The organism is Mesorhizobium sp. M0276, assembly GCF_040321755.1.
GTDB lineage: Bacteria > Pseudomonadota > Alphaproteobacteria > Rhizobiales > Rhizobiaceae > Mesorhizobium.
The window spans coordinates 99592-112961 of the sequence record NZ_JAMYSC010000012.1; the positions used below are offsets into that span (position 1 = coordinate 99592).

The 13370-nt window shown below is 63.1% G+C and carries 9 protein-coding genes and 1 pseudogene; 9 read left to right on the top strand and 1 reads right to left on the bottom strand.

Annotated features, from left to right (window positions below; translation table 11 throughout):
* The first annotated feature begins 30 nt into the window (after positions 1-30).
* The 7 genes from NKJ01_RS12000 (at position 31) to NKJ01_RS12030 (ending at position 10174) form a co-directional block, all read left to right on the top strand.
* Positions 31-2022, top strand: coding sequence for a heme lyase CcmF/NrfE family subunit (locus tag NKJ01_RS12000; RefSeq protein ID WP_352728148.1), 1992 nt, complete (start codon positions 31-33; stop codon positions 2020-2022).
* On the top strand, positions 2019-2486 hold the full coding sequence (locus NKJ01_RS12005) for a cytochrome c-type biogenesis protein (RefSeq protein ID WP_352728150.1): 468 nt from the start codon (positions 2019-2021) through the stop codon (positions 2484-2486). The genes NKJ01_RS12000 and NKJ01_RS12005 overlap by 4 nt, the downstream gene beginning before the upstream one ends.
* Positions 2487-2617: 131 nt before the next feature.
* A complete protein-coding gene (locus NKJ01_RS12010) occupies positions 2618-4168 on the top strand; it encodes a Do family serine endopeptidase (protein WP_023760452.1) in 1551 nt (516 codons plus the stop codon).
* A 314-nt stretch (positions 4169-4482) separates the two neighbouring features.
* Positions 4483-5157: a response regulator transcription factor gene (locus NKJ01_RS12015; RefSeq protein ID WP_352626833.1), complete on the top strand. Its 675-nt coding sequence runs from the start codon at positions 4483-4485 to the stop codon at positions 5155-5157.
* 7 nt (positions 5158-5164) lie between these two features.
* On the top strand, positions 5165-6640 hold the full coding sequence (locus tag NKJ01_RS12020) for a sensor histidine kinase (protein ID WP_352599285.1): 1476 nt from the start codon (positions 5165-5167) through the stop codon (positions 6638-6640).
* Positions 6640-9636, top strand: a complete 2997-nt coding sequence (locus tag NKJ01_RS12025; protein WP_352728153.1) for a bifunctional [glutamine synthetase] adenylyltransferase/[glutamine synthetase]-adenylyl-L-tyrosine phosphorylase — start codon at positions 6640-6642, stop codon at positions 9634-9636. The genes NKJ01_RS12020 and NKJ01_RS12025 overlap by 1 nt, the downstream gene beginning before the upstream one ends.
* Positions 9637-9694: 58 nt before the next feature.
* On the top strand, positions 9695-10174 hold the full coding sequence (locus NKJ01_RS12030) for an EF-hand domain-containing protein (RefSeq protein ID WP_023760449.1): 480 nt from the start codon (positions 9695-9697) through the stop codon (positions 10172-10174).
* A 45-nt stretch (positions 10175-10219) separates the two neighbouring features.
* Here NKJ01_RS12030 and NKJ01_RS12035 read toward each other — a convergent pair whose 3' ends face one another.
* Positions 10220-12541, bottom strand: a complete 2322-nt coding sequence (locus tag NKJ01_RS12035; RefSeq protein WP_352728155.1) for a PAS domain-containing sensor histidine kinase — start codon at positions 12539-12541, stop codon at positions 10220-10222.
* A gap of 219 nt (positions 12542-12760) precedes the next feature.
* Between NKJ01_RS12035 and NKJ01_RS12040 the strand changes: the two are divergent.
* Positions 12761-13056 (top strand): annotated as a pseudogene (locus NKJ01_RS12040) (type II toxin-antitoxin system RelE/ParE family toxin).
* A gap of 1 nt (position 13057) precedes the next feature.
* Positions 13058-13363, top strand: a complete 306-nt coding sequence (locus tag NKJ01_RS12045) for an addiction module antidote protein (protein WP_352728157.1) — start codon at positions 13058-13060, stop codon at positions 13361-13363.
* Positions 13364-13370 lie beyond the last annotated feature (7 nt).

The window sequence follows — 13370 nt, forward strand, 5'->3', positions numbered from 1 at the left end:
CTGGCAGGAGAGCAAGAGTGAATTACAGCCATGGTTGAAACCGGACATTTCGCCTTGGTCCTGGCGTTTGCGCTGTCGCTTGTGCAGACGCTCGTGCCGCTGTTTGGCGCACGTCTGAACAACCAGCGCCTGATGGCGGTCGGTGGGCCAGTCGCGGTGACCGGCTTTGCCCTGACGGCGCTGTCCTTCGTGGCGTTGGCGAGCGCTTACGCAAGCTCTGATTTCTCGGTGGCGAGTGTGTGGGAAAACTCGCATTCGCTGCAACCGCTGATCTACAAGATCACCGGAACCTGGGGCAATCACGAAGGCTCGATGCTGCTCTGGGTGCTGATCCTGACCTTCTTCGGCGCCCTTGTCGCCGCCTTCGGGTCAAATCTGCCGGCGACGCTGCGCGCCAACGTGCTTGCCGTGCAGGGTGCCATCGGCGCCGCCTTCTTCTTGTTCATCCTGGCGACGTCCAATCCGTTCATCCGGCTCAATCCGGCGCCGATCGAGGGCCGCGATCTCAACCCGATCCTCCAGGATCTCGGCCTCGCCATCCACCCGCCCTTCCTCTATCTCGGCTATGTCGGCTTCTCGATCTGCTTTTCCTTTTCGGTCGCCGCTCTCATCGAAGGACGCATCGACGCGTCCTGGGCACGCTGGGTGCGGCCGTGGACGTTGGTCGCCTGGATGTTCCTGACCGGCGGAATCGCCATGGGATCCTACTGGGCCTACTACGAACTCGGTTGGGGCGGTTTCTGGTTCTGGGATCCGGTCGAGAACGCCTCCTTCATGCCGTGGCTGTCCGGCACAGCGCTGCTCCATTCGGCGATCGTCATGGAAAAGCGCTCGGCGCTGAAGATCTGGACGCTGCTGCTCGCCATCCTCACCTTTTCGCTGTCGCTGCTCGGCACGTTCCTGGTGCGTTCGGGCGTCTTGACTTCGGTCCACGCCTTCGCCACCGATCCGACACGCGGCGTCTTCATCCTGTGCATCCTGACATTGTTCATCGGCGGCTCGCTGGCGCTGTTTGCGTTGCGCGCCTCGCGTCTGACGGCCGGCGGCCTGTTTCATCCGATTTCGCGCGAAGGCGCGCTCGTCCTCAACAATCTGTTCCTGACCACGGCGACCGCGACTGTGCTCGTCGGCACGCTCTATCCGCTTGCCGTGGAGGCCTTTTCAGCCGACAAGATTTCGGTCGGCGCGCCGTTCTTCAACCTCACCTTCGGACCCCTGATGGTGCCACTGCTGCTGGTGGTTCCGTTCGGGCCGCTGCTGGCCTGGAAGCGCGGCGATGTTTTCGCCGTCGCGCAGCGGCTGATGGTGGCGTTCGCCGCGGCCCTACTGGCAACGCTGGTCACCGCTTTGTTCATCGACGGCGCGTCGGTGTTTGCGGCCCTGGGCGTCGGCATCGCCGTCTGGCTGATCCTCGGGGCGCTCACTGACCTTGCCGTCAAATCGGGCTTTGGCAATGTTGCGCCGGGGATCGTGGTCAGGCGCCTGCTCGGCCTGCCGCGCTCGGTTTTCGGCACCGCCTTCGCTCATCTTGGCCTTGGCCTGACCACGCTCGGCATCGTCGGCACGCTTTGCTTCGGCACCGAGAAGATCCTGTCGATGCATGCCGGCGAGACCGTCGAACTCTCCGGCCATACGGTGCGTTTCGTCGGGCTTTATCCGGCCCAGGGGCCGAACTACAGCGAGGATCGCGGCCGCTTCGAGCTGATCGGCGTCAGCGGCAGTCCCGTTGGCGAAATCAGCTCCGCCAAGCGGTTTTATCCGGTGCGGCAGATGACGACGACTGAATCCGGCATCAGGACGATCGGTCTCTCCCAGCTCTACCTCTCGCTCGGCGACGAGGGCAATGACGGTTCCGTCGTGGTGCGCCTGTGGTGGAAGCCGCTGGTGACGTTGATCTGGGGCGGCGGCCTGGTGATGATGGCGGGCGCGGCGATGTCGCTGATGGACCGGCGCCTCCGCGTCGGCGCGCCGTCGCGGCGACGCAAGCAAGCGATCGCGTTGAAATCCGTGGGCCAGCCATGAGCGCAAAGCTTTCGCTGACCTCGATCGTCCTGCTGTTGGCGCTGTTCTTCGCCGGCACGGCACTGGCGGTGAAGCCTGACGAGATGCTGCCCAATCCGGCGCTCGAGGCACGAGCGCGGGCGCTGTCGGAGGGCCTGCGCTGCATGGTCTGTCAGAACCAGTCGATCGACGAATCCGACGCCGACCTTGCCCGTGACCTGCGCATCCTTGTACGACAGCGCCTCGTCGCCGGCGATACCGACCAGCAGGTGATGGATTACGTCGTCTCCCGCTATGGCGAGTTCGTGCTGCTGAAGCCGCGTTTCGATCTGCGCAATGCGTTGCTGTGGAGCACGCCTGTCTTGCTGTTGCTGGTGGGAGGCGTTTTCATCGTGCTGACCGCGCGATCGCGCCGCACGCTGGCGACAAAATCCCTGTCCGCCGAAGAGCAGGCATCGTTGGACGCCATATTGCGCCGCGACTGACGCCGCGGTCGCTGCCGAACATTACCAAAGTTTCATGTGTCGGAAATGGCGCTGTAATGTGCGCCTCTCTAATTCTCTCTTCCCGAGGATGCCGATCACGCAGCGTCCATTTGAAAGAGGATACGAGAACCATGAATATTGCCCCCAATTCATATTCCGTCACCCGCAAGCGTCTCATGGCTGCCGTCGCGTCCATCGCGGTGGCCGGTGCGATCGGCGTCGGCGCGCTGACCAGTGGAACCAGCCCTGTTCTGGCCGACGCCGTGCGCATCGAGGCGCCGCAGGTGCCAGGCTTCGCCGATGTCGTCGAGCGCGTTTCTCCCGCCGTTGTCAGCGTCAAGGTCAAGGCCAAGATCAGCCCGGCGGCCGATGATGGCTCCGACCAGTCCGACGATCCGGACGGCATGAACAACATGCCCGATAACCCGCAGCTGCGCCGCTTCTTCAAGGAATTCCGCGGCTTTGGCGACCAGAACGGTCAGGACGGTAACAGGCGTTTCAGCCACCGTGACCACAATAACGACCAGCCGCGGCCGGTTGCGCAGGGATCCGGCTTTTTCATCTCCGATGACGGCTATCTCGTCACCAACAACCATGTCGTTTCGGAAGGCTCGGCCTTTACCGTGGTGATGAATGACGGCAAGGAACTCGATGCCAAGCTGATCGGCACCGACCCGCGCACCGATCTCGCCGTGCTCAAGGTCGATGGTGTCGGCAAGTTTACCTATGTCGACTTCGCGGATGATTCCAAGGTCCGCGTTGGCGACTGGGTGGTGGCGGTCGGCAATCCGTTCGGCCTCGGCGGCACTGTCACCGCCGGCATCGTCTCGGCCCGCGGCCGCGACATTGGCGCCGGCCCTTATGACGACTTCATCCAGATCGATGCGTCGGTCAACCGTGGCAATTCGGGTGGCCCGACCTTCAACCTCAACGGCCAGGTCGTCGGCATCAACACCGCGATCTTCTCGCCATCTGGCGGCAGCGTCGGCATCGCCTTCGACATTCCCGCTTCGACCGCCAAGCAGGTCGTTCAGGACCTGATGAAGAGTGGTTCGGTGCAGCGCGGCTGGCTCGGCGTCGAAATCCAGCCGGTCACGTCCGACATCGCCGAATCGCTCGGTCTGAAGTCCAACAACGGCGCGCTGGTTTCCAGTGCCCAGGACAACGGGCCCGGCAAGAAGGCCGGTATCACTGCCGGTGACGTGATCACCCAGGTCGACGGCAAGGACGTTGCTTCGCCGAAGGAACTGGCACGCCTGATCGGCGCCTTTTCGCCCGGCAAATCTGTCGACGTCACCGTATGGCGCGCCGGCAAGAGCCAGACGGTCAAGGTCGATCTCGGCACTCTACCCACCAGTGACAAGCAGGCATCAGCCGACCAGCCGCAGCCGCCCGCTCCGGCCAAGCCCGACACTCTGGCCGATCTCGGCCTGACCGTCACCAAGTCCGAAAACGGCAAGGGGCTTGTGGTGACTGACGTCGACCCCGACAGCGATGCCGCCGATCGCGGTATCCAGCCAGGCGACGTCATCACATCAGTCAATTCGACCGAGGTGAACGGCACAGACGACGTCACCAAGGCGATGACCGACGCAGTCAAATCCGGCCGCAAGGCGGTGCTGATGCAGATTACCCGCGACGACACCAATCGTTTCGTCGCACTGCCCGTCGCCAAGGGCTGACGCTGTTCGACTTTTCCCGTGCGGCCGTTTCAAACACCCCCGAGCCGCCGCACGGGAAAGCGTGGAGGAGCGCGTTAGTCAGTCATCGTGCTCTCCCCCGGCGGCAGCGGGCTCCCATCGCCCGCTGCCGCACTATCGTCTGAAAGCCTGATATTTCGGCTGAAAGCGTTCCGGCGGTCTTGGCGCAACCACAACGGGGACAAGGACTTTATCGCGTACGGCTTCGGAGATCTTGATCTCGATGCGCTTTGGCAAAGGCCACAATGCAGATGTCTGCCACTCAACGTTCCGGCGAAATCGCGTATAACAGTCCTATGAAGATTCTCGTCATAGAAGACGATCGCGAGGCCGCGGATTACTTGCAGAAAGCCTTTACCGAGGCCGGCCACACCGCGCATGTCGCCGGTGATGGCGAAACCGGCTTCGCGCTCGCCGATGCCGGCGACTACGACGTGATGGTCATTGACCGGATGATGCCGCGCCGTGACGGCCTGTCGGTCATTGCCGGTCTGCGATCCAGGGGCAACACGACCCCGGTGCTGATCCTGTCGGCGCTCGGCGAAGTCGATGACCGGGTCACCGGCCTGCGCGCCGGCGGCGACGACTACCTGACCAAGCCCTATGCCTTTTCCGAGCTTCTGGCCCGCGTCGAGGTGCTGAACCGCCGCGCCAGCGCCAAGGAAGCCGAAACCGTCTACCGCGTCGGCGATCTCGAACTCGACAGGCTGTCGCATTCGGTCCGTCGCGCGGCGCGCGAGATAACGCTGCAGCCACGTGAATTCCGCCTGCTGGAATATCTGATGCGCCATGCCGGCCAGGTGGTGACGCGCACCATGCTGCTCGAAAATGTCTGGGACTATCATTTCGATCCGCAGACCAATGTCATTGACGTCCATGTCTCGCGGCTGCGCGGCAAGATCGAGAAGGGCTTCGACAAGCCCATCCTGCATACGGTTCGCGGCGCCGGCTACATGCTGAAGAGCAGTTAGCGGCGGCATGGCTCTTTCCGTGCCAGCCATCATGAAGACGACGGCAGCGCGGCTTTCGGCGCTCTATCTCCTGCTCTTCGCGCTCTGCGCGGTGGCGCTCGTCTTCTACATGACCTCCCTATCGGCGCGCATGCTGACGGCGCAGACCCAGGACACCATCAATGACGAGGTGCTCGGTCTGGCTCGCGCCTATCAACGCGGCGGCCTGCCGGTGCTGGTCCGTGTGGTCGAGGCGCGCTCGCGCCAGCCCGGCGCAAACCTCTATCTGATCGCCGACGCCAACGGCCAGATTCTGACCGGCAATGTGCAGAGCCTTGAACCAGGCGTTCTCGAAACCGAAGGTTGGACCAGCAGCCCGTTCTCCTATCAGCGCTTTGGCGAAGGAGAGCTCGAGCGTCTGCGCAATCTGCCCGCCGAGCAGGGTACCAACCAAACCGAGCAGAACGACCCGCAGGCCCAGGGCGAAACGGGCCACAATGCCATTGCGCTGGTGCTGCGGCTGCCAAATCAGATGATCATGCTGGTCGGCCGTGACCTCGGTGAGCCGGAGCGTTTTCGCGCCGTGATCCGTCGCGCCCTGATGCTGGCGCTCGGCATGATGGGGCTTGGCGGGCTGCTGATTTGGTTCTTCGTCGGCCGCGCGGCGCTGAAGCGCATCGACAGTGTGTCGGAGGCCAGCCGCCGCATCATGGGTGGCGACCTGACCGGCCGGCTGCCGGTGACCGGGACCGGCGACGAGTTCGACCGGCTTTCCGAAAACCTCAATGTGATGCTGGCCAGGATCGCCACGCTCAACGAAGGCTTGAAGCAGGTTTCTGACAACATCGCGCATGATCTGAAGACGCCGCTGACGCGGCTGCGCAACCGGGCAGAAGCGGCGCTTTCGGGCAAGCACAAGACCGCCGACTACCGTCAGGCGCTGGAAGGCACCATCGCCGAGTCCGACCAACTGATAAAGACCTTCAATGCCATCCTGATGATCTCCCGGCTTGAGGCTGGCTACTCCTCGGAGAACATCGACCGCGTCGATCTTTCCGAGGCCGTTCGCGATGTCGTCGAACTCTACGAGCCGGTGGCGGAGGAGGCGGGCGTCTCGCTTAAGACCGACGTGCGGGAGACGGTTTTCGTCAATGGCAACCGCGAACTGATCGGCCAGGCGCTGTCGAACATCGTCGACAACGCCATCAAATATTCGACCGACGCCGCCGCTCAGCCGGCTGTGCGCGTAGCCCTTGAGCGAACCGGCACGGATGTTCGGCTCTCGGTCATCGACAATGGCCACGGCATCCCCGACGACGCCGACCGTGCCCGCGCGACGGAACGCTTCGTGCGGTTGGAAAAAAGCCGATCGCAGCCGGGTTCCGGCCTTGGCCTCAGCCTCGCCAAGGCCGTCATGACGTTCCACAATGGCCGGCTTGATCTCTCGCCCGGCAATCCTGGACTGTCTGTGGTCATGAGTTTCCCGGCACGGGAGGATCACTGATGAGCACGGCTGCGAGGGCGACGGACTGGCTGCTGAAGCCGGCGATCAGTCTTGCCCCGTTAGACGAAGACCGGGCGCGGCAAGAACTGGCCGAGATCGGCTCCGCCGCAGGCGAAGAAGGGCTGACAAGGCTGGCCAAGTTCCTGGCCCGTAAAGGGGAGGGCCAGGATCTCTTGGCAGCCATCTTCGATCTGTCGCCCTTCCTGCGCGATACGGCACGTCGCCGGCCACGGATTCTAGACGGGCTGTTCGAGCAGACTGTCGAGGCCCGGCTGAAAGCGATCGGCGCCAGCATCGACCAGGCGCCATTGGCCGAGGAGGTATCGGAAGCCGGGCTCATGATGGAACTTCGCCAGTGCAAGGCCGAGGCGCATTTCCTGATCGCGCTGGCTGATCTTGCCGGCGAGGCCGAAACGGCGCTGACGGTGCGGCGGTTGAGCGACCTTGCCGATGCTTGCACCCGTGCGGCCGTCGACTTCCTGCTGCGCGACGCGCATGGCCAGGGCAAGCTCAAACTGCCGGATCTCGACAACCCATCGAAGAAATCGGGCTGGATCCTGCTCGGCATGGGCAAGCTTGGCGCGCACGAGCTGAATTTCTCCTCTGACATCGATCTCGTGGTTTTCTTCGATCCGGAAGCGCCGGCCGTGATCGATCCGCTCGACGCCACCGAATTGTTTTCCCGCCTGACGCGCCGCCTGGTTCGTATCCTGCAGGATCGCACCGAGCACGGTTATGTTTTCCGCACCGATCTGAGGCTGCGCCCCGATCCGGGTTCAACCCCGCTGGCGATCCCAGTCGAGGCCGCACTACGCTACTATGAAGCGCGCGGCCAGAACTGGGAGCGCGCCGCCATGGTCAAGGCGCGTCCGGTGGCCGGTGACCTGGCCGCGGGCGCCTCCTTCCTCAAGGAGCTCCAGCCCTACATCTGGCGCAAATACATGGACTACGCGGCGATTGCCGACGTCCATTCGATCAAGCGACAGATCCACGCCCACAAGGGTCATGGCGAGATCGCCGTCAAGGGCCACAACGTAAAGCTCGGGCGCGGCGGTATCCGCGAAATCGAGTTCTTCGTCCAGACCCAGCAGCTCATCGCCGGCGGACGCTTTCCGGAACTGCGTGGCCGCGAGACCGTGCCGATGCTCGGCCAGCTCGCGGCGCGTGGCTGGATCACCACCGATGCGCGTGACGCGCTGGCGCGCCAGTACTGGTTCCTGCGCCGTGTCGAACATGCCGTGCAGATGGTTGCCGACGAGCAGACGCACACGCTGCCGGATGACGATGAGGGGCTGGAGCGAATCGCCCGCATGCTGGGTTTTGCCGATTCTGCTGCCTTTTCCCAAGCGTTCCGCGCTTCGCTGCAGCAGGTCGAACGCCATTACGCGGCACTCTTCGAAACCGCGCCGGAACTCTCAACCGGCATCGGCAATTTGGTCTTCACCGGCGATGTCGACGATCCCGATACGTTGCGGACCTTGCACGGTCTCGGCTTTCAGCGACCAAGCGACATCTGCCGCGTCATTCGCGGCTGGCATTTCGGCCGCTATCGCGTCACCCAGTCGGCGGAGGCACGCGAGCGGCTGACGGAACTGACGCCGGCGCTGTTGCGGTCCTTTGGCCAGACGCGCAGGGCTGATGAGGCCCTGTTGCGCTTCGATGAGTTTCTCGCTGGCCTGCCGGCCGGCATCCAGCTGTTTTCCCTGCTGCAGTCCAATCCGGCCCTGCTCAAGCTTTTGGCGACAATCATGGGTGCGGCACCCCGGCTGGCAGCGATCATCACGCGCCGGCCGCATGTTTTCGACGGTTTGCTGGATCCGGCCTTGCTGACGGAGCTGCCGGACCGCGCCTATCTGTCGGCGCGGCTTTCCGCCTTCGTCGAGGGCGACCGGCCGTATGAGGACGTGCTCGACCGGCTGCGCATATTTGCCTCCGAGCAGAAATTCCTGATCGGTGTGCGGCTGCTGGCCGGCTCGATCGACCCGGTGCGCGCCGGCCACGCCTTTTCCGACCTGGCAGATCTTACCATCGAGGCGGCGCTGCAGGCGGTGACAACCGAATTCGCAGCGCGCCACGGCACGATTGCCGGGGGCGTGGTTTCCCTGCTCGGCCTGGGCAAACTCGGCAGCCGAGAGTTGACCGCCGGCTCGGATGTCGACCTGATCCTGCTCTACGACCACGCACCGGATGCCGAGGAATCCGATGGCGATAAGCCGCTGGCGCCTTCGCATTACTACACCCGCATGACGCAGCGGCTGATCGCGGCGGTGTCCGCGCCGACGGCGGAGGGCGTTCTCTACGACCTCGACCTGCGCTTGCGGCCATCGGGCAACAAGGGTCCGGTGGCCACCCATATCGATGCCTTCAAGAAGTACCAGCGCCAGGAGGCTTGGACGTGGGAGCACATGGCGCTTTCGCGGGCGCGTGCCATTGCCGGCGACGCCAGCCTGTGCAGCGAGGTCGAGGCGGAAGTGGCGGCGGTGCTCGGCCAACCGCGCGATGCGGCAAAAGTGATGGCCGAGGCCTCGGACATGCGCGCCATGATCGAAAAGGAAAAGCCGCCACGTGATCTCTGGGACATCAAACTGATCCCCGGCGGCCTCATCGATCTCGAATTCATCGCTCAGGTGGCTGTGATCACCGGGCAGGTCGAGGCCGGGCTGCGTGCCCCGGCCGTGCCAATTGCACGTGCCCCGGCCGTGCCAATTGCACGTGCCACCGGTACGGCCGAGATCCTGTCGCATCTGGCGCCGGGTTTCGCCGATGCCGGGGTCAGGCAGGAGCTTGGCGATGCCTATGCGCTCTATCTGGCGCTGACCCAGATGACGCGGCTGTGCCTCACCGGAGCCTTCGAGCGCGACGATGTTCCGCCCGGGCTTTCGGATCTGCTTCTGGCGGTGACAGACCTGCCGGATTTCGGTGTGCTGGAAGCACATCTCAAAGAGACGTCGCAAAAGGTCAGGAAAGATTTCGACCTTTTGCTTCGTACGGGATGATCGCGACGAGCGGCTGTCTCGGACCGCATCGGGGGTGACGATGCAACAGGAGAAGACCATGAGAAAGACAACCAAACTTGCCCTTGCCTTCCTAGCCTTGGCCGGTGCTGTCGGCTCCGCGGCCTACGCCGAAAACAATGTCAGCGCAAAAATGCGCGAGGGCACGATGATGCGACTCAACAAGGCGATGAAGGATTCGAACGGCACCATCACCTTCGACCAGTTCTCCGACGCCATGAACGCTCGGCTGAAGAAACTCGTCGCCGACAATGGCGGCAAGCTGACCGTCGCCCAGCTCGCCGAGGCGCTGGAGAAGGCGCGCTTCGAGCAGATGGCCAAACGCATCATCGCCCGCTACGACACCAAGGGCGACGGCACCCTGACGGCAGACGACATCGCCGGTCGGGAGAAGAAAATCTTTGCGATGCTCGACAGGAACAATGACGGCAAGATCGAAAAGGGCGAATTGCCGAAGGGCGGCCGCTTCGGCCGCCACCGCCAATGGAGTGACGACGGCGACGACAGCGATATGCAGTGAGGCTGTCTGGAGCAGGCTCCGCCGCTGTCCGTCGGAGCCTGCTGCTCAGGCCGCGGCCCTGATCGCCGACGCGGCTTTCTTCACCGGAATGCGCACCGATACGATAGTGCCGACACCTTCGGTCGAACGGATCTTCAGCGCGCCGCCCTGGAGTTCAGCCAGCGAGCGCGAGATGGCGAGGCCAAGGCCGGACCCGGCGTGACTCTTGGAGAACTGGTTCTGCACCTGTTCGAAGGGCCGTCCGAGTTTGCCGAGCGCATCCTTGGGGATGCCGCAGCCATTGTCCTCGATCGTCAGCACCAGCGCGGCGGACGTGTTGCGGGCCCTGACCGATATGTGGCCTCCCTGGCCGGTGAATTTCACCGCATTGGACAAAAGGTTGATGACGATCTGCTTGATCGCACGGCGGTCGGCGATCAGCGTCAGCGCGTCGGCGATGCGGGTTTCCACGGTGATGGCCTTTTGCGCCGCCTGCAACGATACGACGCGAACGGTTTCGCTGATCAGCGGGCCGAGGTCGATCTCTTCGCGGTCCAGCGAGAACTGGCCAGCCTCGATCTTGGACATGTCGAGAATGTCGTTGATGACGCCCAGCAGATATTTACCGCTGCTGTTGATGTCGGTCGCGTACTCCTCGTAGCGCTCGGATCCGAGCGGGCCGAACAGCCCCTGTTCCATCAGTTCGGAGAAGCCGATGATTGCGTTCAGCGGCGTGCGCAACTCATGCGACATGTTGGCCAGGAACTCGGACTTGGCCCGGTTCGCCGCCTCGGCGCGTTCGGTTTCCTTCATATATTTGCGGTTGAGGTCGACCAGTTCGCGCGACCGCTCCTCTTCCGCCCGCCGCGCGAGGCTGAGATCATGGATCGTCGCCATCAGCCGGCGCTCGCTGTCGACCAGCTTCTCCTGGTGCAGCTTGATCTGGGTGATATCTGAACCGACGGCGACGATGCCGCCATCCCTGGTCTTCAGTTCGTTGACCTGCAGCCAGCGGCCATCGGCCAGCTGCCGCTCGAAAGTGGCGCCGCCTTGCAATCCGCTGGTGTTGGCAAGCCGCCGCTCGGAAGCAAAGGTCTGCATGCGTTCTTCAAGAGCCGCGCGTGTGACGCCCGGCATCACATCACGGTCCGAAAGCCCGTTGTCCTGCTGGTATTTGGAATTGCACATGATCAGGCGCTGAGCCGAATCCCACAGCACGAAGGATTCGTTGATGTTCTCGATCGCTGTTCTGAGGCGAAGGTCGGCGGCCTCGGAACGCAGCGCCAGATGACGCTGTTCGGTGACGTCTACGGCGATCCCGATCAGCTGGATCTCCGGCGCTTCCGGATCGATGACTTGTGCGCGTGCGCGCATCCAGACCCATTGGCCGTCGGCATGCCGCATCCGGAACACCTGGTCTATGTGGTCGATCTCTCGTGCGACAATTCTATTGGCAAGCTCGAACAGGTCGCCGTCCTCGGCGTGGATGATCTGATCGACCTCTCCGAAGGACAGCATCGTGTCGCAGGGCTTGTAGCCGAGCATGTCATACATCGATCGCGACCAGTACATCTTGCCGCGCACCATATCCCAGTCCCACAGGCCGCAGCGGCCGCGAACCAGTGCCATGTCAATGCGCTGATGCGCTTCGAGGTAGATGCGGTCAGCCGCCTGTGCGCGCGCTGCCTGGCCGAAATAGGCATAGAGAATGACGATCAGCACACCGGCCGTCAGCACGAACAGGGTGACGTTCAGCGAAACAGTCTTGCGCCAGGCTTCGAAAACCGCGTCCTGTGGCACCAGGGCCGCCGCAGCACCCTTCTGGCCATTTGCCAGGCTGACCGCCGCATACCAGTCCCGTCCGTCAATGTTAACTTCCATGACGCCGGCGCGATCGCCGAACATGAACAAGGGTTGGCCGCCCTCGACGAGGCCGTCGAGCGAATGGCCTTGCCATGGGGTCGAGCGCGGCGTCACCGCGATGATCTTGAAAGCACCGTCGGTGATGACGAGCACATGGCTGCGGCCCATCGCACCCTGACGGCTTGTGGTCTCCAGCAGATCCTGGATGGCGCCAGGCACCGTGTCCGAGGTGGTGGCGAGCGAACTGGCCAGTTGGCCCGCCGCCAGCGTCAGGATCGCCTTGGCATTGCGCTCGACATCGTCGCGCTCGTTCAGCAGCGACAGTACGCGCAGCGCCGCGATGACGATCAGGAAGGTGATGATGAGGACGGGTATCGATCGGCGCAGCAGCGGTTCGGCGGCCAGAAGTCGTCGGTACGCCGGTTCGGCGATGAGCCGCGTATTCCCGGCAAGACCGTCGCTGCGCGTCTCGCGATGCGCAAAAGCCGTCCCTTCGGGCGCGCCCCACGCGTCCGCCTTCGCCATAAATGGCACTCCCCGAATTTGCCTATGCTGCTTGGTGATCCGGCAAACGCCGCACATCCGAATCGTCAGTAAAGAATCAAAGGTGATTCGCCTTGTCCAGTGGTCCGGCGAAAAAAGATTAAAAATCGACTAAAATAATGCGGAAACGGCCTGACGCCGCTCTTGCGTGCGACCGTCTGTGGTGCTTGACAGTTTGTAGTTTATAAACTACATTTCCCTATGATCGATCTGAAGCAGACCGAAACGTTCCGAAAGTGGTGGACGCGACTGAGGGATGAGCGGGCCCGAGGTGCGATCTTTGCTCGGCTTGATCGTCTTGCCTATGGGCATCCGGGAGATGTCGAGCCGGTGGGGGAAGGGATAAGCGAGTTGCGTATCCACCACGGCCCCGGCTACCGCGTTTATTTTCAGAAGCGGGGGAGCACGATCATCGTTCTCCGTGCGGTGGCGACAAAGGCACCCAGAAGAAGGACATCACGACGGCGAAACGTCTGGCAAAAGAATGGAGTGAATGACATGGCTGAAAAACTGACAACCTTCGATCCGGCTGAAGGCCTGACCTCCGATGAGGCAATTGCGGCATTCATGGCGGAAGCATTTGCTTCCGAAGATTCCGGCTATATCGCGCATGCGCTAGGGGTCGTAGCCCGCGCCAAAGGCATGGCCCAGATAGCGAGCCAGACGGGACTTTCGCGTGAACAGCTTTATCGCTCGTTCAGTGAGAACGGCAATCCGACCCTGAAAACGACGATTGCTGTGATGAAGGCGCTTGGGATCGAGTTGACCGCAAAGCCGCAGTCCCATCTGCCGGGGCTGGTTTGACGGGCGC

Excerpts from the sequence above, each read along its gene's own strand:
- NKJ01_RS12000 (WP_352728148.1), top strand. The coding sequence starts at position 31 with ATGGTTGAAACCGGACATTTCGCCTTGGTCCTGGCGTTTGCGCTGTCG.
- NKJ01_RS12005 (WP_352728150.1), top strand. The coding sequence starts at position 2,019 with ATGAGCGCAAAGCTTTCGCTGACCTCGATCGTCCTGCTGTTGGCGCTG.
- NKJ01_RS12010 (WP_023760452.1), top strand. The coding sequence starts at position 2,618 with ATGAATATTGCCCCCAATTCATATTCCGTCACCCGCAAGCGTCTCATG.
- NKJ01_RS12015 (WP_352626833.1), top strand. The coding sequence starts at position 4,483 with ATGAAGATTCTCGTCATAGAAGACGATCGCGAGGCCGCGGATTACTTG.
- NKJ01_RS12020 (WP_352599285.1), top strand. The coding sequence starts at position 5,165 with ATGGCTCTTTCCGTGCCAGCCATCATGAAGACGACGGCAGCGCGGCTT.
- NKJ01_RS12025 (WP_352728153.1), top strand. The coding sequence starts at position 6,640 with ATGAGCACGGCTGCGAGGGCGACGGACTGGCTGCTGAAGCCGGCGATC.
- NKJ01_RS12030 (WP_023760449.1), top strand. The coding sequence starts at position 9,695 with ATGAGAAAGACAACCAAACTTGCCCTTGCCTTCCTAGCCTTGGCCGGT.
- NKJ01_RS12035 (WP_352728155.1), bottom strand. The coding sequence starts at position 12,541 with ATGGCGAAGGCGGACGCGTGGGGCGCGCCCGAAGGGACGGCTTTTGCG.
- NKJ01_RS12045 (WP_352728157.1), top strand. The coding sequence starts at position 13,058 with ATGGCTGAAAAACTGACAACCTTCGATCCGGCTGAAGGCCTGACCTCC.